This window comes from Variovorax sp. GW460-12-1-14-LB1 (genome assembly GCF_059423605.1).
Genome location: NZ_JBWKYF010000003.1, coordinates 32,062 through 49,257 on the forward strand (window position 1 = coordinate 32,062; position 17,196 = coordinate 49,257).

Genomic DNA, 17,196 nt, shown 5'->3' on the forward strand with positions numbered 1-17,196 from the left:
CATGTCGAAACGCCATCAAGGAGGAATTCATGACTGCCAGTGAAACATCGACCGGACGGGACGCCCTGCGATGAAGACGGCCGGACGCCTGGCGCTCGGCGTGCTCGCCTGGGTCACCGTCGTTCCGCTGCTGGGACTTCTGTGCATGTGGCTGGGCCCGTCGGTCCTTGACTCGCCCGAAGCCTCGCGCGTCACCATGTATGCGGTCCAGGCCATCAACCTCGGCGCGGCCGCGCTGCTCTACTGGTATGCCGTGCCGAGCGTGCCGCACTGGGGCCGACGCGTGGCCTACTTCGTCGCCTTCGTGGTGCTGATGGTGGTCGCCAGCGCCCTCGTGGCCTTCGGCGTCAAACTGCTTTTCGTGGCGCTGGTGCTGTTCTCGCGTTGAGCAAAGGCCCGGCGGGCCGTTACGTCGCCCTCATCGCCGACGCCCGCTGAATGCACTCGATGAAGTGCTGCGCCGCCGGCGTCGACGGCTGCCCGCGCCGGCGCACCACGCACACGTTCAGCACCGGCAGCGTCTCGCACACATCGACGCGCCGGATGCCGTGGCGCTTGAAGCTGAGCCCGGCCAGCGGCTCGACAAAAAGGCCGATCAAGTCCATGTGGCCCACCAGTGCGAGCGCCACGGTGACCGAGTGGCCCTGCAGCACGCGCGTGGGCGGCGGCAAGCCGAGCGGGGTGAACAGCGGCGCCACGGCGTTGGTTCCGCCGTGGTCGTCGCCCGGCAGGACCCATTCGGCGGCATAAAGGTCGTTCAGCGAGCGCGCATTGCGCAGCGGATGGCGCTCGCGCAGGCCGACCACCAGCTGCACCGGGAACAGCTCCAGCGCCTCGAACTGCGGATCGAGCGTGCCGGGCACGATGTGAGCCACCGCGAAGTCGAGATACCCGTCGCGCAGCCGCGCGAGCATCCACGGCAGCACGGCCTCGCTGAACTGCACGTCGACCGCGGGCAGGCGCGTGTGAAAGTCCTTGAAGGCGGCGGGCAGCACGGTGAGCGCGAACGAGGCGCTCACCGCCAGCGAGACCGAGCCGGTGGCGCCGTCGCGGATCTGTGCGATCTCGTCGCGCGCGCGTTCCATGTCGGCCAGCAGCAGCCGCGCACGCGGCGCGAAGGCCAGGCCAAACTGCGTGAGCCGCACGCCTTTCACACTGCGCTCCACCAGCGGGGCGCCGACCTCGCGCTCCAGCTCGCGCACGATCTTGGTCACGGCCGGCTGCGAAATGCCGAGCACGCGCGCGGCGGCGCGGATGCTGAGCTGCTCGACCACGGCCACGAAGGCATGCAACTGATTGGGCTTCATCTTTGGAGTGACAACCAAAAGTTATCGTTGACGCCCAATTATTGTCTTTTCATGACAGCGGCGAGTCTCTAGCATCCGCCGCGGTTCGGGCCCACGCGGCCTGCGCCCCCGATACACACAGGAGACACATGAACACCCCCGCTTCCCAGCCCTCGCCTTCCTCGCCGGCCCGCCGGCGCCAGACCATCGTGGCCACCACCATCGGCAACGGCCTGGAATTCTTCGACTTCACGGTCTACGGCTTTCTCGCGCTGGTGATCGGCAAGCTGTTCTTCCCCACCTTCAGTTCCTACGGCCAGCTGCTGCTGACGGTGGCGAGCTTCGGCGTCGGTTTCATCATGCGGCCGCTGGGCGGCATCGTGATCGGCGCGTACGCCGACCGCGCGGGCCGCAAGAAGGCCATGACGCTCACGATCTTTTTGATGGCGCTGGGCTGCGCGCTGATCGCCTTCACGCCGACCTACGCAAGCATCGGCGTCGCGGCGCCGATCGTGATCGTGCTGGCGCGCCTGATCCAGGGCTTCTCGGCCGGCGGCGAGGTGGGCGCCTCCACCACGCTGCTGGTGGAGCACGCCACGCCGGCCAACCGCGGCTACATGGCGAGCTGGCAGTTCGCGAGCCAGGGCCTGGGCGTGCTGATGGGTGCCGTGGTGGTCGGCGTGCTGACCGTCTCGCTGTCCGCCGAGGCCATGCAGAGTTGGGGCTGGCGCGTGCCGTTCGTGCTCGGCATGCTGATCGCGCCGGTGGGCATGTACATCCGTCGCCACCTCGAGGAATCGCTGCACATCACGCCCGAAGACGCGAAGGCGCCGCGCGAGAGCAGCCTGAAGATCGTCTGCACGCAGCACGGCAGGACGGTGCTGGCCGCCATCCTCGCGCTGGTGGGCGGCACCACGGCGGCCTACGTGGTCACCTTCTACATGCCGACGTATGCCGTGCGCGAGCTCGGCCTCACGCCGTCGGTGGCGCTGTTCGGCGCAGCGCTCACGGGCCTGCTGTCGTTCGCGCTCGCGCCCTTCGTGGGCAAGTGGTCGGACATCGTGGGCCGCAAGACGCTCATCCTGTGGAGCCGCATCGTGATGGCGATCCTGATCTACCCGGGTTTTCTGTGGCTCAACGCCTCGCCCACGCCCGTGGTGCTGTTCACCGTGCTCGGCGTGCTGAGCATCGGCCTGGTGGTGCAGACGGTGCCGGGCATCACGATGCTGCCGGAGATGTTTCCCAAGCGCGTGCGCGCGAGCGGCATGTCGCTGGTCTACAGCGTGGGCGTGGCACTGTTCGGCGGCTTCGCGCCCTTCGTCAGCACCTGGCTGGTCAACGCCACCGGCAGCAAGCTCGCGCCGGCCTGGTACCTGGTGGGGATGACGCTGGTGTCGCTGCTCGGCCTGCTCTGGTTGCGCGACCACACCGGCCGCGACATCGATGCGGCCCACGCCCACGCGCCGGCCTGATACCGTCTTCCTCCTTCCCGCCTTCATGCACAGGAATCTTCCCGCCATGTCCCAGCCTGCCACCGCCGCCACCCGCCATTTCTCGGGCACGTACGTCGAAGCCCGCGCCAAGTTCCTCGAGGCCGCCGCGGCGCGCGGCGCCACCATCGAGTCGTTCGTGCACCCCACGCACCGCGGCGCGCTCGGCGAAGAACTCGCCACCGACGTCGCGCTGATCGGCGCGGCCGACGCGAAAAAGGTGCTGCTCGTCACCTCGGGCACGCACGGCCCCGAGGGCTTCTGCGGCTCGGGCGCGCAGGTGGCCACGCTGAACGACGCCGACCTGCTCGCGCGCCTCGAACGCGCGGGCGTCGCGCTGCTGCTGGTGCATGCGGTGAACCCGCACGGCTTCTCGCACCTGCACCGCACCAACGAAGACAACATCGACCTGAACCGCAACCACATCGACTTCAGCGCGCCGCTGCCGGTGAACGCCGAGTACGCCGACGTGGAGCCGCTGGTGCTGCCCGCCAGCTGGCCGCCGACGCCGGCCGACGACGCGGCCGTGGCCGCCTACATCGCCACGCACGGCATGACCGCCTTCCGCGCGGCCGTCACGCGCGGGCAGTACACCTCGCCCGACGGCCTCTTCTACGGCGGCACCGCGCCGTCGTGGAGCAACCGCACCATCCGCGCGATCCTGCGCGGCTACGCGGCCTCGGCCACGCACCTGGGCTGGATCGACGTGCACACGGGCCTGGGCCCCTACGGCCACGGCGAAAAGATCTACCCGGGCCGCAACACGCCCGAAGACCTCGCGCTGGCCCATGCCTGGTGGGGCGCCGACGTGTTCGCGCCCTTCGCGGGCGACTCGGCCTCGGCCGACGTGTCGGGCCCGGTGATCTCGACCGCCTACGACGAATGCCCGAACGCGCGCGTCGCGCCCATGGGCCTGGAGTTCGGCACGCTGCCCGACCTGGAAGTGCTCGACCGCCTGCGCGCCGACACCTGGCTGCGCCGCCACCCCGAGGCGCCCGAAGCGCAGAAGCGCGAGATCCGCCGCCGCCTGCGCGACGCGTTCTACTGCGACAACGACGAGTGGAAGGGCATGGTGCTGGGGCAGACCCGCGTCGTGCTCCTGCAGACCTTGCAAGGGCTGAGCAAGGCCTGACCCGGCGGAGGTCGGCTCAGCCGAAGTTAGGCGCGCGCTTCTCGCGCAGCGAGGCCACGCCCTCGCGCACGTCGGCGCCCGCGAAGCCCATGAACTCCAGCGCCAGCGAGGCGTCGAAGGTCGGCCCCGCCTGGCGCAGCCAGTTGTTCAGCGCGTACTTGGTGAAGCGGATCGCGCTCTGGCTGCCGGCCGCGAGGCGGTCGGCGATCTCGTAGGCGCGCGGCAACAGGTCGGCCTCGTCCACGGCCAGCGACACCAGGCCGATGCGCTCGGCCTCCTCGCCGCTCACCGGCTCGCACAGCAGCAGGTGGTACTTGGCCTTGGCCATGCCGCACAACAGCGGCCACACGATGGCCGCATGGTCGCCCGCCGCCACGCCCAGGCGCGTGTGGCCGTCGACGATCTTCGCGTTCTTCGTGGCGATGGAGATGTCGGCCAGCAGCCCCGCCACCAGCCCCGCGCCCACGGCCGGGCCGTGCATGGCGCTCACGATGGGCTTGTCGCAGTTGATGAGGTTGTAGACCAGGTCGCGCGCTTCCTTCCACACGCGCTGGCGCACGGTGTCGTCGGTGGTCATGTCCTGCACCATGCCCAGGTCGCCGCCGCCCGAGAAGCCCATGCCCTCGCCGCGCAGCACTGCACAGCGCACCGTGGCGTCGGCCGCCACGTCGCGCCAGATCTCGGCCAGCTCGCGGTGGCCGTCATGGCCGGCCGTGGGCAGCTTGCCGTTGGCGGCGCGCATCTGGATGTCGAGCACCGCGCCGTTCGCGCCGCGGCGCGTGAGGGCGAGGGTCTGGTAGCGGGTGTAGTCCATGCGTGTGTCTCCGCCCCGCACGCACGGCCATGGCGCGAGGACTTCGTTCGGTGAGAGGAAGGACGAAAGGCCGGAGGCCTATTTTTGCGCGGCCAGCTCGCGGCAGCGCTTCACGTTCGCATCGAAACGCGGCGCCAGGCCCGGCTCGCAGGCATCGTCGGCGGGGTTCAGCCTGCACATGCCGACCACCGCGTAGTCCATGACGGCCGCCGTGCACATCGGGTAGGCGGCCAGCTCGGGGTTGGCCTTGGCCTTGAAGCCCCAGCGCTCGGAAAACTGCACCATGCGCGTCATCGCGCCGAGGAAGAAGCTGCGGTCCTTCGCGGCAATGGCCGCCTCCATGCGCGGCAGCTCCTCGTTGAGGTAGCCGACCGAGTCCATCGGAAAACCGGCGGGGTCGGGCTGCGGCTGCGCGAAGGCCGTGGCGGCCATCACGGCCAGCGAGGCGCCCACGCAGGCGCGTCGCAACGGAAGGAAGAAGGCGGAACCGGTGGGCAGGTGGCGGTATGGCATGGCCTGCGATTCTGCAACGTTTGGAAGCATTTTTGCGCGCCGAGCGATGCGCGCACGCGACGTTTTCAGGCTGCTACCGGCCTCTCCACGCGGCGCGGGACAATGGCCGCTTCCGTTTTCCCTTGCAAAGACCCCCATGGCCCGACGCCCCCAACGACAGCTGCGCACCATCGAGCGCGGCATCCTCTGCCTCCTGATCGGCGTCGCCGTGCTGCTGGGGCCGCGCTTCCTGCAGGGCACGCGCTGGTTCGAGATGGTGGCCGGCGCGTACCTCGTCGGCTGGTTCGCGCTCGCGCTGGGGGTGGCGCTGGTCGGCGTCGGCCTGTTCCAGCGCGGCAAGCCGGACCGCTGAGGCCCGGCCGCAAGGTCAGCAGGCGCTCAGTGCGCCGCCGCCTTCTTGCCGCGCAGCTTGCCGACGAGTTCCACCACGGCCAGCACGACGGCACCAGCCACGATGCCGACGACAGCATTGACGCCCATCGAGCCCAGCGTGCCGAACACGCCGCCCGTGGCCTTGGCCCAGTCTTCGACCGCATGGCCGAACGCCGGCACGCCGTGCACCAGGATGCCGCCGCCCACGAGGAACATGGCGGCCGTGCCGGCCACCGACAGGCCCTTCATGAGCCACGGCGCCGCCGCCAGGATGCCGCGGCCCAGGGCGCGCGCCGCCGCGCTGCTGCGCTGGCTCAGGTACAGGCCCGCGTCGTCCAGCTTCACGATGCCGGCCACGAGGCCGTAGACGCCCACCGTCATGATCAGCGCAATGCCGACCAGCACGCTGAGCTGCGTCGTGAACGGCTGGCCCTGCACGGTGCCCAGCGTGATGGCGATGATTTCGGCCGAGAGGATGAAGTCGGTGCGCACCGCGCCCTTGATCTTGTCCTTCTCGACCGCGACCACGTCGACCGTGGTGTCGGCCACGGCCTTCTGGTGGCGCGCGGTGTCGGCCTCGTGCTCCTTCTTGTGCAGGAACTTGTGGACCAGCTTCTCGGCGCCCTCGAAGCACAGGAACGCGCCGCCCACCATGAGCAACGGCGTCACCAGCCAGGGCAGCCAGGTGCCGATGGCCAGTGCGGCCGGCACCAGGATCGCCTTGTTGACGAGGGAGCCCTTGCACACGGCCCACACCACCGGCAGCTCGCGCTCGGTGCGCACGCCGGTGACCTGCTGCGCGTTCAGCGCCAGGTCGTCGCCGAGCACCCCGGCGGTCTTCTTGGCAGCAACTTTGGTGAGGACGGAGACGTCATCGAGCACGGTGGCGATGTCGTCGAGCAGCAGGAGCAGGCTGGTGGCCATGGGCGAAAGTCAGGCTGTGGAAGAAGCGGCGAGCTTATCCGCAGCCGATGGCCGCGCCGGTGAAGACCGTACGCGGCATCCGGGGGTGGATCAGTCCACCGCGCGCTTGAGGCGGATTTCTTCGACGCGGACCGTGCCCAGGGCGGTGGTCTTGGCGGTCTTCATCTCGCGCTTGAAGCCGGCGAGTTCGTGGAAGCGCATGGCGCGGTCGTTGCGCAGCGGCACCCAGATGGTGACCGTGGTGCAGCCTTCTTCGGCCAGGCCTTCGCGGGCGGCGTCCCACAGGGCCACGCCGGCGCCCTTGCCCCAGTGCTCGGGCTTGACGTAGATGGCCCAGATCTCGCCCGTGGTGGGCGGCGTCTTGGGGTCGCGCGAGCGGTCGAAGCCCACGAAGCCGACGATCTCGCTGCCGTGCGTCACCACATGGACCTGGGGTTCGCTGAATTCGATGGCCTCGCGCCACTTGGCCTCGCGCGAGGCGGGGGCCAGCACGCGCAGGTCGTCTTCGGACAGGATGCCTTCGTAGGCGGCCTTGGCAGAGAGGGCATGGACTTCGGCGACGGCCTTGGCGTCGCGCATCGTGGCGGGGCGAACTTCGTAATCGGACATGAAAGCGGAAAAACGTGTGGAACCGGCTATTGTCGCCGCACCGCTAAACTCCTCCGGCATCCGCACGTATCAACTGGAGAAAGCACATGGCCAAGGGTCAGCAACGCACCAACAAGGAAGCGAAGAAACCGAAGAAGGACACCTCGCCGCCGAAGGCCCCCACCGGCGGCATCGAGCCCGTGCGCACCGTCACCACGGCGGTGATTCCGCGCGGCAAGCTCAAGAACAAGTGACCGAGTGACCGACGTCCCCGCGCCCGCCCCCAAGCCGGCGCAGCCGCGCAACCCGTTGCATGGCCTCACGCTGGAGGCCATCGTGACTGCGCTGGCCGACTACTACGGCTGGGAGCAGCTGGGGCACCTGGTGCCGATCCGCTGCTTCATCAGCGAGCCCAGCGTGGGTTCCAGCCTCAAGTTCCTGCGCAAGACGCCCTGGGCGCGCGACAAGGTCGAGAGCCTGTACCTCTTCATGCTGCGCGAGCAACGCCGCGAACAGCAGCAGCAACAGCAAGAACCTCCGACGCGATGAAGGTCCGTCTCGAACCGTCGGGCCTCGAATTCGAGGCCGAGGCGGGCGTCACGCTGCTGCATGCGGCGGAGGAGGCCGGCATCGAACTGCCCAGTTCGTGCCGCAACGGCACCTGTCGCACCTGCATCTGCCAGCGCCTGTCGGGCGAGAGCCGCCACCTCATCGAATGGCCGGGCCTGAGCTTCGACGAAAAGATCGACGGCTGGATTCTTCCGTGCGTGGCCGAGGCGCAGAGCGACCTCACGCTCGACGTGCCGCAGGCGCGCGCCCTCTTCGACTGAGGATCAGGACCGCGCCGACGCCGGTGCCGCGACCACCAGCCGGTCGCGCTGCGCGAGCGACGGAAACAGCCGGAACCACGTCAACGCCACCAGCATCGTTCCCACGCCGCCGAGCACCACCGAGCCGACCGGCCCCAGCAGCGCCGCCGTGGCGCCCGACTCGAACTCGCCGAGCTGGTTGCTCGCGCCGATGAAGATCGAGTTGACCGCGCTCACCCGCCCGCGCATGGCGTCGGGCGTTTCCAGCTGCACCAGCGTCTGGCGGATCACGACGTTGACCATGTCGGCCCCGCCCGACACCGCGAGCGCGACGAGCGAGACGAGAAAGCTCTTCGACAGCCCGAACACCACCATGCACAGCCCGAACGCCCCCACGGCCAGCAGCAGCGTGCGCCCCACGTTGCGCTCGACCGGCCGGCGCGTGAGCGCGATCGACATCACCAGCGCGCCCACCGCCGGCGCGCTGCGCAGCAGGCCCAGGCCCCAGGGGCCGGTGTGCAGGATGTCCTTGGCATAGATCGGCAGCAGCGCCACCGCGCCGCCCAGCAGCACCGCGAACAGGTCGAGCGACACGGCGCCCAGCACCGGCTTGCGCTTCCAGATGAAATTCACGCCCGCGAACACCGTGGCCAGGGTGACCGGCTCGCGCGCGGCCGGCCCGTGGTCGTAGCGCAGCCGCAGCACCAGCACGCAGGCCACCGCGAAGCACAGCACGCTCGCGCCGTACACCACCGCCATGCCCGCCACGAACAGCAGCCCGCCGAGCGCGGGGCCGCCGATGATCGCGCCCTGCATGCCCGCCGAGCTGAACGCCATCGCGCGCGACAGCAGCAGCGGCGGTACCAGGAGCGGCGTGAGCGCCTGCTGCGCCGGCATCTGGAAGGCGCGCACCGCGCCCAGCACCAGCGACAGCCCGAGCAGCAGCCCGCGCGTGTCGTTCTTGTGCAGCACCGCGAACAGCAGCGCCAACGCCACCGTGCCCTGCACCGCGAAGCACACCGCCACGATGCGGGCGCGGTGGTGCCGGTCCACCACGTGGCCGGCCAGCAGCGCGAGCAGCAGCGCGGGCACGAACTGGTAGAGACCGACCAGGCCCAGGTCCCACGCGCTGCCGGTCAGCTCGTACATGTGCCAGCCGATGGCCACGAGCATCATCTGCGAGGCGGCGGTGCCGAAGAGGCGTGCCACCCACAGCTGCATGAAGGGGCGCTCGCGCCTCAGGTCGGTGAACGTGGGAGACAAGGGAGGAGAAGCGGCGCCGGGCATATCGGTCGAGGATAGCCCAGCCTTCTTCCAGCTTTCTGAGCCTCTCTACACTCGCTGTCCCCATGACCGCTTCGCCGCCCGACCTGCTTCCCGTTCACGAAGACGCCCACCTGCTGGTGCTCGACAAGCCCGCCGGCCTGCTGTGCGTGCCCGGGCGCGGCGAGGACAAGCAGGACTGCCTGAGCGCGCGCGCCCAGCGCCAGTGGCCCGACGCGCTCATCGTGCACCGGCTCGACATGGGCACCAGCGGCCTGGTGGTGATGGCGCGCGGCCTGGAAATGCAGCGCGCCCTGAGCGCGGCCTTCGCCGACCGCGAGGTGCACAAGCGCTACGAAGCCGTGGTCGACGGCGTGATGCCGCAGCGCGATGACTGGTCGCTCATCGACGCCCCGCTGATGGCCGACTGGCCGCGCCGGCCGCTGCAGAAGATCGACCCGGCCGGCAAGCCCAGCCTCACGCGCTGGCGCGCGCTGGCCAGCGTGTCGCCGCCCGGCGGCCCTGCGGCCACGCACGTGCTGCTGGAGCCGCTCACCGGCCGCTCACACCAGCTGCGCGTTCACCTGCTGTCGATCGGGCACCCGATTTTGGGCGATGCGCTGTACGGCGACGCCGCGCTGCAGGCACGCGCGCCGCGCCTGCTGCTGCATGCCAGGGAACTGGGGTTCGTGCATCCCGCGACGCGGGAGCCGTTGCACTTCGAACGTGCGGCGGGCTTCGTGCTCAGCGGCCCTTGACGACGAGCACCGGCATGGTGGCGTCCTGCAGCACGCGCTGCGTCACGCTGCCCAGCAGCAGTTTCTCGATGCCGCTGCGCCCGTGCGAGCCCATCACGATCAGGTCGGCCGCGATGGCGATGGCGGTGTCGACGATGCCTTCGTGCACCACGTGGCCGTCGATCACGCGCTGGTCGCTGTGCAGGCCTTCGGCCGCCAGGGCGGCCACGCCGCGTGCCAGCGCCGCGTTGGCGCTGGCAGTGGCCGCCGCGAGGTATTCGTTCTGGCCGAGCGCGTAGTCCGCGCCCACGCCGATGAAGGGGTAGTTGTCGATCACGTGGATCAGCGTGATGCGGCTGCCGAAGGCCAGGGCGAGACCGCTGGCCTTGCTGACCGCGAGCATGGAAGTTTCGGAGCCGTCGATGGGGACCAGGATGTGATTGAACATGGCGGGACCTCGCTTAGCGTTCGCAGACAGACAGACTGACGGACCCGGTTCGCACCGGGTCGGGCCCCGAATTTAACCGCTATGCAGAACCCGCCCTGTAGGACTCCGACCAGCGAAGTCCGCAGGCGTCTCAATCCCCCTGGAAACCCTCGGAACGGCAGGTGACCACCAGCGTGTCGCGCCACCCATCGCCGCCCTCTTCCATCGGCTGGATCGGTGTGGACTCGTGGATCACGCGCGCGTCGTCCAGCAGCAGCAGCGTCCACGGCTCGGTCATGGTGAAACGCTCGCCGCGCCGGCCGTTGGCCTCGAACACGCGCGTCTCGCCGCCCTTGATGCCCTGGCGCCCGATCAGCACCACCGCCACCAGGTCGACACCGTCACGGTGCGCGCCTTCGGGCGTCGGGCGGCCGATGCCGCCGGCGGTGTCGATGCGGAACTGGTGCGCTTCCACGAACCAGCGCTGCGGTGCGCCGCGCATGTCGCTGCTCACCTGGCCCAGCTGCTGCATCAGCCGCTGCCACACGGGCTGCGCCACCGTGGCCTCGAGCATCGGCGCGAACCAGCGCTGCATGCCGCCGTGCAGCGCGTTGTATTCGACCGGCTGCCAGTGCGCGCGGTGCGGCACCTGCGCCAGCGTGGCGTCGGCCTCGACCGTGAAGCAGGCGTGGCGGCGCGTGCGGTAGCGCCCGCCGTCCTTCAGGTACTCGTCGGGCGGCAGGTCGTTCCAGTCGGCGTGCAGCGCCTCGAGCTGCGCCAGCGGCACGCCGAGCCAGTCGCACACGCCCTGCGGGCTGAGCACCGCGTAGCCGTGTTCGCGCAGCGCCCCGGCCAGTTCGGCCGGCGGCGTGAACGGGGGAGCGAAGGCGGCGGTGCTCACTGGGCGCTGACCTTCACGTCCTTCCAGAACGCGACGCGGTCACGGATTTCCTCGGCTTCGGGCTTCGGGTCGGGGTAGTACCAGGCGGCGTCGGCGTGCAGCTCGCCGTTGACCAGCAGCGAGTAGTAGTTCGCCGAGCCCTTCCACGGGCAGGTGGTCTTGTGGTTGCTGAAGGTGACCACGTCGCGGTTGAGCGAACTCATCGGGAAGTAGTGGTTGCCTTCGACGAGCACGGTGTCGTCGCTTTCGGCGATGGTGACGCCGTTCCAGGTTGCTTTCATGGGATCGATCTCCGGGGAGGTGCAAGGTGCCGATGCCGCATTGCGCGCTCGGGACAGCGGCTATTGTGACGCTGGCGCGACGTGCTTTCCTTGCGCCGGGTCATCCCGGCCCGATGCCGGCAGGGTTTCCCCTGCAGCGTCAGCCGCGACCGCGCCCGGTGCGCCCCGATGCGGGCTCGAGAAACAGCTGCCGGAAATAGTTGCGGAACGCGGTCATCGCCGGCGAAAACTCGACGCCCTGTTTCCACCCCAGGCCGATGTTCATGGTCGGCACCGCATCGCGCAGGTTGATGGTCTCGATGCGCTTGCCTTCCAGCGACCACGGGCGGTAGACCATGTCCGACAGCACCGTCACGCCCAGCCCGTTGGCCACCGTGCTGCGCACGGCCTCCACCGAACTCGTGCGCAGCCGGATCTGCGGCTGGTGCGGCGTCTTGCTCCAGTACTTGAGCGCGGTGGCCGCGGCCTCGTCCACGGTGAGCATGATGTAGGGCTCGGCCGCCACGTCGGCCAGCGTCACCTCGGCCTTGTCCAGCAGCGGGTGCTTGGCCGGCACCCACAGCCGGCGCTGCGAGCCGAAAAAAGTTTCGAGCGACAGCTCACGCAGCACCACGTTCGACGTGAGCACCACGCCGATGTCGTAGCGCTGCGTGATCAGGCCCTCTTCGATGGCTTCGCGCGCCACCTCGTGCACCTTCACCGTCACCTGCGGATGCAGCTGTTCGAAGCGCTGCAGGTGGTGCGGCAGGAAGTAGCCCAGCACCGTGTAGCTGGCGGCAATGGTGAGCGAGCCCTCGACGTTCTCGCCCTCGTGCGGCATGCGCACCGCCTCGTCGGCCGCCGACAGCACCGCGTAGGCGTGGCTCAGGAAGCGGCGCCCAGCCTTGGTGAGTTCCACGCCGTGCGGATGCCGCTCGAAGAGCTGCTGCCCCATCAGCTCCTCGAGCTCGCGGATGGCGGTGGTGACGGCCGACTGCGAGATGTTCAGCTGCAGCGCCGCGTGCGAGATGCGCCCCACCTCGGCCACCGCCGAGAAGTACTTGAGCTGGCGAAGGGTCAGGGACATGGCGCCGTCTTCCTAGGGTATTTACGGATACGCGCTGCCCGCCTCGGGCGAAAACCCGATACCGCGCGATCGCTTCCCTCCAGCGTAGCGCCCAATCCGGCCGCTTGCAGCATCTGTTTTTCAGATATCGGGCCGCCTGAAAACAATGCTTTTCGGCCTTTCGACTGCTGGCTAACCTTCGCGCCAACCTGCATCGCCCCCTTGGCGATGCGCACCACACAAAGGCGGGACGACGTGACGAAGACAACGCGGATCGATCTGAATTCCGACATGGGCGAAGGCTTCGGCCCCTGGACCATCGGCGACGGCGTGGACGAGCAGCTCATGCCGCTAATCAGCTCGGCCAACATCGCGACCGGCTTTCATGCCGGCGACCCGAACATCATGCGCAGGATGGTGCTGCTGGCCCGCGAACACGGCGTGGGCATCGGCGCGCACCCGGGCTTTCGCGACCTCGTGGGCTTCGGGCGCCGCCACATCATCGCGCCGGCCGACGAGCTGGTGAACGACATGGTCTACCAGCTCGGCGCGCTGCGCGAGTTCGCGCGCCTGGCCGGCATGACGCTGCAACACATCAAGCCGCACGGCGCGCTGTACATGCATGCGGCGCGCGACGAGGCGCTGTCGCGCGCCCTCGTCACCGCACTGCAGCAGATCGAACCCACGCTGCGCCTGTTCTGCATGGAATCGTCCGTCACCTTCCAGGTGGCGCGCGAGTTGGGCCAGCCGGTGGTGCGAGAGTTCTATGCCGACCGCGACTACGACCTGAGCGGCTCCATCGTCTTCACGCGCCGCGTCGGCGCGCTCGACCCCGAGGCCGTGGCCGCCAAGGTGCTGCGCGCCTGCACCGAGGGCGTGGTGCGCACGGTCGAAGGAGAAGACATTGCGATCGGCTTCGACTCGGTCTGCATCCACAGCGACACGCCCGGCGCGCTCGCGCTGGTGCAGGCCACGCGGCGCGCGCTGGCCGACCACGGCATCGAAGTTGCGGGCCTGGCGGCCTGAGCTTTCTCTTTCTTGTTTCCCCGATCTTGTTCCAGGAGTGTCCCGATGCCCGCTACCCATGAAGTCCTGAGCCCGCTGCCGGGCACCTTCTACCGCCGCTCGGCGCCCGACGCGCCGCCGTTCAAGGCCGAAGACGACACCGTGGCCGTGGGCGACGTGCTCGGCCTGGTCGAGGTGATGAAGCAGTTCAGCGAAGTCACGGCCGACGCGGCCGGGCGCCTGGCCCGCTTCGCCGTCGAGAACGGCGAGCCGGTCGATCCGGGCCAGCTGCTGGCCGTCATCGAAACGGCCTGAGGCAGCTGCCCATGACCGCCGCATTCGACACACTGCTGGTCGCCAACCGGGGCGAGATCGCGGTGCGCATCATCCGCGCCGCGAAAGAGCTGGGGCTGAAGACCGTCGCCGTCTACAGCGACGCCGACGCGCAGAGCCTCGCCGTGCGCATGGCTGACAAGGCCGTGCGCATCGGCCCGGCGCACGCCACCAAGAGCTACCTGAGCATCGACGCGATCCTGCAGGCCGCCGCCGACAGCGGCGCCGGCGCAGTGCATCCGGGCTACGGCTTTCTTTCGGAGAACGCCGCGTTCGCCGAGCGCGTCGAGGCTGCGGGCCTGGTGTTCGTGGGCCCGACGCCGCATGCGATCCGCACCATGGGTGACAAGGCCGCGGCACGTGCCGCCGCCCTGCGCGCCGGCGTGCCCACCGTGCCCGGCAGCGCGGGCGTGGTGACCGACCCGGACACCGCCGTCGAAGTCGCGAAGGACATCGGCTACCCGATCATGATCAAGGCCTCGGCCGGCGGCGGCGGGCGCGGCATCCGCGTGGCGCACGACGAGGCCGAGCTGCGCCAGCAGTTCGCCACCGCCACCGCCGAAGCGCAGGCCGCCTTCGGCAACGGCGAGGTCTACCTCGAACGCTTCATCCGCCAGGCGCGCCACATCGAGGTGCAGATCCTGGGCGACGGCGAGCGCGTGGTGCACTGCTTCGAGCGCGAATGCTCGCTGCAGCGGCGCCGCCAGAAGGTGTGGGAAGAAGCGCCCTCGGCCGCCATCGGCGAGGCCACGCGCGCCGCGCTGTGCGAATCGGCACTGCGGCTCGCACGCGCCGTGGCCTACCGCGGCGCGGGCACGCTCGAATACCTGTACGACGACGACACGCGCGAGTTCTTCTTCATCGAGATGAACACGCGCATCCAGGTCGAGCACCCGATCACCGAGATGGTCACCGGCGTCGACCTCGTGAAGGAAATGCTGCGCATCGCGCTGGGCCAGCCGCTGCGTCTGCAGCAGGACGACATCCGCCTGACCGGCGCGGCCATCGAGGTGCGCATCAACGCCGAGAACGCGGCGAAGAACTTCATGCCGAGCCCCGGCCTCGTGTCGCAGCTCGTGGTGCCGGGCGGCCCGGGCGTGCGCTTCGACACCTTCCTGTTTCCCGGCTACACCGTGCCGGCCTACTACGACTCGCTGCTCGGCAAGCTCATCGTGCACGACACCGACCGCGCCAGCGCGCTGGCCCGCATGCGCCGTGCGCTCGACGAGTTGCAGGTCGAAGGCATCCATACGACGATCCCACTGCACCGCGCGCTGTGCGAGGACGCCGATGTCGCCAAGGCCGAGTTCCACACCGGTTTTCTCGAAACCTGGCTCGCGGCGAATCCACTCGCCGACGCGCCTCCCATGTTGAAGGTGGCCGCATGACCGCTGCAAGCAGCCTCCCCCCGCAAGCCCGCTACAGCTTCGGCGGCGACGAGCACCTGTTCGTCGAGATCAGCGAAGAGATGTCGCTGCCTGCCTTCTTCAAGGGCATGGCCATCTGCAACGAGCTGCGCCGCCGCGCGCTGCCCGGCGTGACCGAGATCTGCCCGGCCAACGCCGCCTACCTCGTGCGCTTCGACCCCGACACGATCGCGCCCGACGCGCTGCTGGCCACGCTGAAGGACATCGAAGCGGGCCTGGGCGACGCCGACCTGCAGATGCAGACGCGCATCGTCGAGATTCCGGTGCTCTACAACGACCCGTGGACGCACGAGACGCTGATGCGTTTTCGCGAGCGCCACCAGGACCCGTCGAGCACCGACATCGAATACGCCGCACGCATCAACGGCCACGCCTCGGTCGAGGCCTTCATCGAGGCGCACTCGTCGGCGCCGTGGTTCGTGTCGATGGTCGGCTTCGTGGCCGGCCTGCCCTTCCTGTTCCAGATGGTCGAGCGCCAGCGCCAGATCCAGGTGCCCAAGTACCTGAGCCCGCGCACCGACACGCCCAAGCTCACGCTGGGCCACGGCGGCTGTTTCAGCTGCATCTACTCGGTGCGCGGCGCGGGCGGCTACCAGATGTTCGGCGTCACGCCCGCGCCGATCTTCGACCCGGCCCAGCGGCTGTCGTACCTCAAGGACCTGATGGTGTTCTTCCAGCCCGGCGACATCGTCAAGTGGAAGCCCATCGACCGCGCCGAGTACGACCGCCAGGTCGCGCAGGTCGAGGCCGGCACTTACGCGCTGCGCATCGCGCCGGTGTCGTTCTCGCTCAACGATTTCCTGGCCGACCCCGACGGCTACAACCAACAACTGCTGAAGGTGCTCCATGGCGATTGACGTGCTCAAGCCCGGCCTCGCGACCAGCGTGCAGGACGCCGGCCGTCCCGGCTACTACCACCTGGGCATTCCGCTGTCGGGCGCGCTCGACCAGCAAAGCCTGGTGCTCGCAAACCTGCTGGTGGGCAACGACGAAGGCGCGGCCGTCATCGAAAGCACGCTGCTCGGGCCCGAGCTGCAGTTCGACGCGCCCGCGCTGGTGGCGGTGACCGGCGCCGACGCGAAGGTCAAGCTCAACGGCAACGAAGCGCCGCGCAACACCTCGTTCGCGGTGCAGGCCGGCGACAAGCTCGCCTTCGACTTCATGAAGCTCGGCGCGCGCATGTGCATTGCCGTGGCCGGCGGCATCGACGTGCCGGTGGTGCTGGGCAGCCGCTCGACCTACGGCCTGGGTGCGTTCGGCGGCTTCAACGGCCGCAAGCTGCTGGCCGGCGACAAGTTGCCCGTGGGCACGCCCGCTGCCGGCGCCCGCGCAGGCCGCACGGTCGATGCCGCGCTGCTGCCGGTGCTCGAGAAGGAAGTGGCCCTGCGCGTGCTGCCGGGCATCTACTTCCACCGCCTGCAGGAGGTGTCGGTGCAGAGCTTCTTCGCCGACACCTGGACCGTCGGCTCCGAGGCCGACCGCATCGGCTACCGCTACAAGCACGGCACGCCGCTGAAGTTCCAGGACCGCACGCCGCCCTTCGGCGCGGGCGACGACCCGTCGAACATCGTCGACGCGGGCTATCCGTACGGCTCCATCCAGGTGCCGGGCGGGCGCGAGCCGATCATCCTGCACCGCGATGCGGTGTCGGGCGGCGGCTACGCGATGGTCGGCACCGTCATCAGCGCCGACATGGACCTCATCGCCCAGATGCAGCCCAACCACAAGGCGCGCTTCGTCGAGGTCGACATGGCGCAAGCGCTCGAAGCCCGCGCCGAACGCCGACGACGGCTCGACCGCCTGCGGGCCGCGCTCGCGGCCTGACGCGCGCCCGTCCTCCCCTTTTTCT

At 69.5% G+C, this 17,196-nt stretch carries 23 protein-coding genes; 13 read left to right on the top strand and 10 right to left on the bottom strand.

Features of this window, described 5'->3' with window-relative positions:
* Positions 1–70: 70 nt before the first annotated feature.
* Positions 71–388: a hypothetical protein gene (locus AC07Y4_RS02335; RefSeq protein WP_492727876.1), complete on the top strand. Its 318-nt coding sequence runs from the start codon at positions 71–73 to the stop codon at positions 386–388.
* Between the two features lie 19 nt (positions 389–407).
* Here the strand turns inward: AC07Y4_RS02335 and AC07Y4_RS02340 are convergent, their stop codons facing one another.
* Positions 408–1,307 carry a LysR substrate-binding domain-containing protein gene (locus AC07Y4_RS02340; RefSeq protein ID WP_495274128.1) on the bottom strand — a complete coding sequence of 300 codons (900 nt, stop codon included), beginning with the start codon at positions 1,305–1,307 and terminating at the stop codon, positions 408–410.
* A gap of 128 nt (positions 1,308–1,435) precedes the next feature.
* On the opposite strand from AC07Y4_RS02340, the gene AC07Y4_RS02345 reads away from it, so the two are divergent.
* Entirely contained in the window at positions 1,436–2,758 is a 1,323-nt protein-coding gene (locus AC07Y4_RS02345; protein ID WP_495274129.1) for an MFS transporter, read from the top strand.
* Positions 2,759–2,804: 46 nt separating this feature from the next.
* Positions 2,805–3,908, top strand: a complete 1,104-nt coding sequence (locus tag AC07Y4_RS02350; RefSeq protein ID WP_307696133.1) for a M14 family metallopeptidase — start codon at positions 2,805–2,807, stop codon at positions 3,906–3,908.
* Between the two features lie 16 nt (positions 3,909–3,924).
* Here AC07Y4_RS02350 and AC07Y4_RS02355 read toward each other — a convergent pair whose 3' ends face one another.
* Together AC07Y4_RS02355 and AC07Y4_RS02360 are read right to left on the bottom strand one after the other, a co-directional pair.
* Positions 3,925–4,722 carry an enoyl-CoA hydratase/isomerase family protein gene (locus AC07Y4_RS02355; RefSeq protein ID WP_495274130.1) on the bottom strand — a complete coding sequence of 266 codons (798 nt, stop codon included), beginning with the start codon at positions 4,720–4,722 and terminating at the stop codon, positions 3,925–3,927.
* Between the two features lie 78 nt (positions 4,723–4,800).
* Positions 4,801–5,235: a hypothetical protein gene (locus AC07Y4_RS02360; RefSeq protein WP_235926431.1), complete on the bottom strand. Its 435-nt coding sequence runs from the start codon at positions 5,233–5,235 to the stop codon at positions 4,801–4,803.
* Positions 5,236–5,371: 136 nt separating this feature from the next.
* Here AC07Y4_RS02360 and AC07Y4_RS02365 point away from each other — a divergent pair, with 136 nt between their 5' ends.
* Entirely contained in the window at positions 5,372–5,587 is a 216-nt protein-coding gene (locus tag AC07Y4_RS02365; protein ID WP_062477590.1) for a hypothetical protein, read from the top strand.
* A 26-nt stretch (positions 5,588–5,613) separates the two neighbouring features.
* On the opposite strand, the gene AC07Y4_RS02370 is transcribed toward AC07Y4_RS02365, so the two are convergent.
* Together AC07Y4_RS02370 and AC07Y4_RS02375 are read right to left on the bottom strand one after the other, a co-directional pair.
* A complete protein-coding gene (locus tag AC07Y4_RS02370) occupies positions 5,614–6,531 on the bottom strand; it encodes a DUF808 domain-containing protein (RefSeq protein ID WP_095746193.1) in 918 nt (305 codons plus the stop codon).
* A gap of 90 nt (positions 6,532–6,621) precedes the next feature.
* The gene (locus AC07Y4_RS02375) at positions 6,622–7,140 is read right to left on the bottom strand and encodes a GNAT family N-acetyltransferase (protein ID WP_062477596.1); all 519 of its coding nucleotides are present in this window, start codon (positions 7,138–7,140) and stop codon (positions 6,622–6,624) included.
* Between the two features lie 86 nt (positions 7,141–7,226).
* On the opposite strand from AC07Y4_RS02375, the gene AC07Y4_RS02380 reads away from it, so the two are divergent.
* The 3 genes from AC07Y4_RS02380 to AC07Y4_RS02390 are packed head-to-tail and all read left to right on the top strand — an operon-like array spanning position 7,227 to position 7,949.
* A complete protein-coding gene (locus AC07Y4_RS02380; RefSeq protein ID WP_167395057.1) occupies positions 7,227–7,373 on the top strand; it encodes a hypothetical protein in 147 nt (48 codons plus the stop codon).
* Positions 7,374–7,377: 4 nt separating this feature from the next.
* Positions 7,378–7,668, top strand: a complete 291-nt coding sequence (locus AC07Y4_RS02385; RefSeq protein ID WP_095746194.1) for a VF530 family protein — start codon at positions 7,378–7,380, stop codon at positions 7,666–7,668.
* A complete protein-coding gene (locus AC07Y4_RS02390) occupies positions 7,665–7,949 on the top strand; it encodes a 2Fe-2S iron-sulfur cluster-binding protein (RefSeq protein ID WP_495274131.1) in 285 nt (94 codons plus the stop codon). The genes AC07Y4_RS02385 and AC07Y4_RS02390 overlap by 4 nt, the downstream gene beginning before the upstream one ends.
* 3 nt (positions 7,950–7,952) lie before the next feature.
* Here AC07Y4_RS02390 and AC07Y4_RS02395 read toward each other — a convergent pair whose 3' ends face one another.
* The gene (locus tag AC07Y4_RS02395; RefSeq protein ID WP_495274183.1) at positions 7,953–9,149 is read right to left on the bottom strand and encodes an MFS transporter; all 1,197 of its coding nucleotides are present in this window, start codon (positions 9,147–9,149) and stop codon (positions 7,953–7,955) included.
* A 128-nt stretch (positions 9,150–9,277) separates the two neighbouring features.
* Here AC07Y4_RS02395 and AC07Y4_RS02400 point away from each other — a divergent pair, with 128 nt between their 5' ends.
* The gene (locus AC07Y4_RS02400) at positions 9,278–9,949 is read left to right on the top strand and encodes an RluA family pseudouridine synthase (RefSeq protein ID WP_369629604.1); all 672 of its coding nucleotides are present in this window, start codon (positions 9,278–9,280) and stop codon (positions 9,947–9,949) included.
* Here AC07Y4_RS02400 and AC07Y4_RS02405 read toward each other — a convergent pair.
* The 4 genes from AC07Y4_RS02405 to AC07Y4_RS02420 all read right to left on the bottom strand — a co-directional run bounded on the left by AC07Y4_RS02405 (position 9,936) and on the right by AC07Y4_RS02420 (position 12,603).
* Positions 9,936–10,376 (bottom strand): universal stress protein, encoded by a 441-nt coding sequence (locus tag AC07Y4_RS02405; RefSeq protein WP_056579296.1) that lies wholly within the window; start codon positions 10,374–10,376, stop codon positions 9,936–9,938. The two genes, AC07Y4_RS02400 and AC07Y4_RS02405, sit on opposite strands and share 14 nt — an antisense overlap.
* 130 nt (positions 10,377–10,506) lie before the next feature.
* Positions 10,507–11,256, bottom strand: a complete 750-nt coding sequence (locus AC07Y4_RS02410; RefSeq protein ID WP_159275963.1) for a 2OG-Fe dioxygenase family protein — start codon at positions 11,254–11,256, stop codon at positions 10,507–10,509.
* A complete protein-coding gene (locus tag AC07Y4_RS02415) occupies positions 11,253–11,537 on the bottom strand; it encodes a DUF427 domain-containing protein (protein WP_056579293.1) in 285 nt (94 codons plus the stop codon). Before AC07Y4_RS02415 ends, AC07Y4_RS02410 begins: the two co-directional genes overlap by 4 nt.
* A gap of 139 nt (positions 11,538–11,676) precedes the next feature.
* Positions 11,677–12,603, bottom strand: a complete 927-nt coding sequence (locus AC07Y4_RS02420) for a LysR family transcriptional regulator (protein WP_070062541.1) — start codon at positions 12,601–12,603, stop codon at positions 11,677–11,679.
* Between the two features lie 234 nt (positions 12,604–12,837).
* Between AC07Y4_RS02420 and AC07Y4_RS02425 the strand changes: the two genes are divergently transcribed.
* From AC07Y4_RS02425 to AC07Y4_RS02445, 5 genes are read left to right on the top strand one after another with little or no spacing between them, the layout of a single operon-like run.
* On the top strand, positions 12,838–13,608 hold the full coding sequence (locus tag AC07Y4_RS02425; RefSeq protein ID WP_495274132.1) for a 5-oxoprolinase subunit PxpA: 771 nt from the start codon (positions 12,838–12,840) through the stop codon (positions 13,606–13,608).
* 45 nt (positions 13,609–13,653) lie between these two features.
* Positions 13,654–13,902, top strand: a complete 249-nt coding sequence (locus tag AC07Y4_RS02430; RefSeq protein WP_495274133.1) for an acetyl-CoA carboxylase — start codon at positions 13,654–13,656, stop codon at positions 13,900–13,902.
* A gap of 11 nt (positions 13,903–13,913) precedes the next feature.
* Complete coding sequence (locus AC07Y4_RS02435) at positions 13,914–15,308, top strand: acetyl-CoA carboxylase biotin carboxylase subunit (RefSeq protein WP_495274134.1); 1,395 nt, start codon at positions 13,914–13,916, stop codon at positions 15,306–15,308.
* A complete protein-coding gene (locus AC07Y4_RS02440) occupies positions 15,305–16,204 on the top strand; it encodes a 5-oxoprolinase subunit B family protein (protein ID WP_495274135.1) in 900 nt (299 codons plus the stop codon). Before AC07Y4_RS02435 ends, AC07Y4_RS02440 begins: the two co-directional genes overlap by 4 nt.
* The gene (locus tag AC07Y4_RS02445) at positions 16,194–17,171 is read left to right on the top strand and encodes a 5-oxoprolinase subunit C family protein (RefSeq protein ID WP_495274136.1); all 978 of its coding nucleotides are present in this window, start codon (positions 16,194–16,196) and stop codon (positions 17,169–17,171) included. The genes AC07Y4_RS02440 and AC07Y4_RS02445 overlap by 11 nt, the downstream gene beginning before the upstream one ends.
* Positions 17,172–17,196 lie beyond the last annotated feature (25 nt).

Excerpts from the sequence above, each read along its gene's own strand:
- AC07Y4_RS02435 (WP_495274134.1), top strand. The coding sequence starts at position 13,914 with ATGACCGCCGCATTCGACACACTGCTGGTCGCCAACCGGGGCGAGATC.
- AC07Y4_RS02350 (WP_307696133.1), top strand. The coding sequence starts at position 2,805 with ATGTCCCAGCCTGCCACCGCCGCCACCCGCCATTTCTCGGGCACGTAC.
- AC07Y4_RS02445 (WP_495274136.1), top strand. The coding sequence starts at position 16,194 with ATGGCGATTGACGTGCTCAAGCCCGGCCTCGCGACCAGCGTGCAGGAC.
- AC07Y4_RS02345 (WP_495274129.1), top strand. The coding sequence starts at position 1,436 with ATGAACACCCCCGCTTCCCAGCCCTCGCCTTCCTCGCCGGCCCGCCGG.
- AC07Y4_RS02355 (WP_495274130.1), bottom strand. The coding sequence starts at position 4,722 with ATGGACTACACCCGCTACCAGACCCTCGCCCTCACGCGCCGCGGCGCG.
- AC07Y4_RS02340 (WP_495274128.1), bottom strand. The coding sequence starts at position 1,307 with ATGAAGCCCAATCAGTTGCATGCCTTCGTGGCCGTGGTCGAGCAGCTC.
- AC07Y4_RS02390 (WP_495274131.1), top strand. The coding sequence starts at position 7,665 with ATGAAGGTCCGTCTCGAACCGTCGGGCCTCGAATTCGAGGCCGAGGCG.
- AC07Y4_RS02365 (WP_062477590.1), top strand. The coding sequence starts at position 5,372 with ATGGCCCGACGCCCCCAACGACAGCTGCGCACCATCGAGCGCGGCATC.
- AC07Y4_RS02415 (WP_056579293.1), bottom strand. The coding sequence starts at position 11,537 with ATGAAAGCAACCTGGAACGGCGTCACCATCGCCGAAAGCGACGACACC.
- AC07Y4_RS02375 (WP_062477596.1), bottom strand. The coding sequence starts at position 7,140 with ATGTCCGATTACGAAGTTCGCCCCGCCACGATGCGCGACGCCAAGGCC.
- AC07Y4_RS02370 (WP_095746193.1), bottom strand. The coding sequence starts at position 6,531 with ATGGCCACCAGCCTGCTCCTGCTGCTCGACGACATCGCCACCGTGCTC.
- AC07Y4_RS02405 (WP_056579296.1), bottom strand. The coding sequence starts at position 10,376 with ATGTTCAATCACATCCTGGTCCCCATCGACGGCTCCGAAACTTCCATG.
- AC07Y4_RS02430 (WP_495274133.1), top strand. The coding sequence starts at position 13,654 with ATGCCCGCTACCCATGAAGTCCTGAGCCCGCTGCCGGGCACCTTCTAC.
- AC07Y4_RS02395 (WP_495274183.1), bottom strand. The coding sequence starts at position 9,149 with ATGCAGCTGTGGGTGGCACGCCTCTTCGGCACCGCCGCCTCGCAGATG.
- AC07Y4_RS02360 (WP_235926431.1), bottom strand. The coding sequence starts at position 5,235 with ATGCCATACCGCCACCTGCCCACCGGTTCCGCCTTCTTCCTTCCGTTG.
- AC07Y4_RS02420 (WP_070062541.1), bottom strand. The coding sequence starts at position 12,603 with ATGTCCCTGACCCTTCGCCAGCTCAAGTACTTCTCGGCGGTGGCCGAG.
- AC07Y4_RS02380 (WP_167395057.1), top strand. The coding sequence starts at position 7,227 with ATGGCCAAGGGTCAGCAACGCACCAACAAGGAAGCGAAGAAACCGAAG.
- AC07Y4_RS02440 (WP_495274135.1), top strand. The coding sequence starts at position 15,305 with ATGACCGCTGCAAGCAGCCTCCCCCCGCAAGCCCGCTACAGCTTCGGC.
- AC07Y4_RS02400 (WP_369629604.1), top strand. The coding sequence starts at position 9,278 with ATGACCGCTTCGCCGCCCGACCTGCTTCCCGTTCACGAAGACGCCCAC.
- AC07Y4_RS02335 (WP_492727876.1), top strand. The coding sequence starts at position 71 with ATGAAGACGGCCGGACGCCTGGCGCTCGGCGTGCTCGCCTGGGTCACC.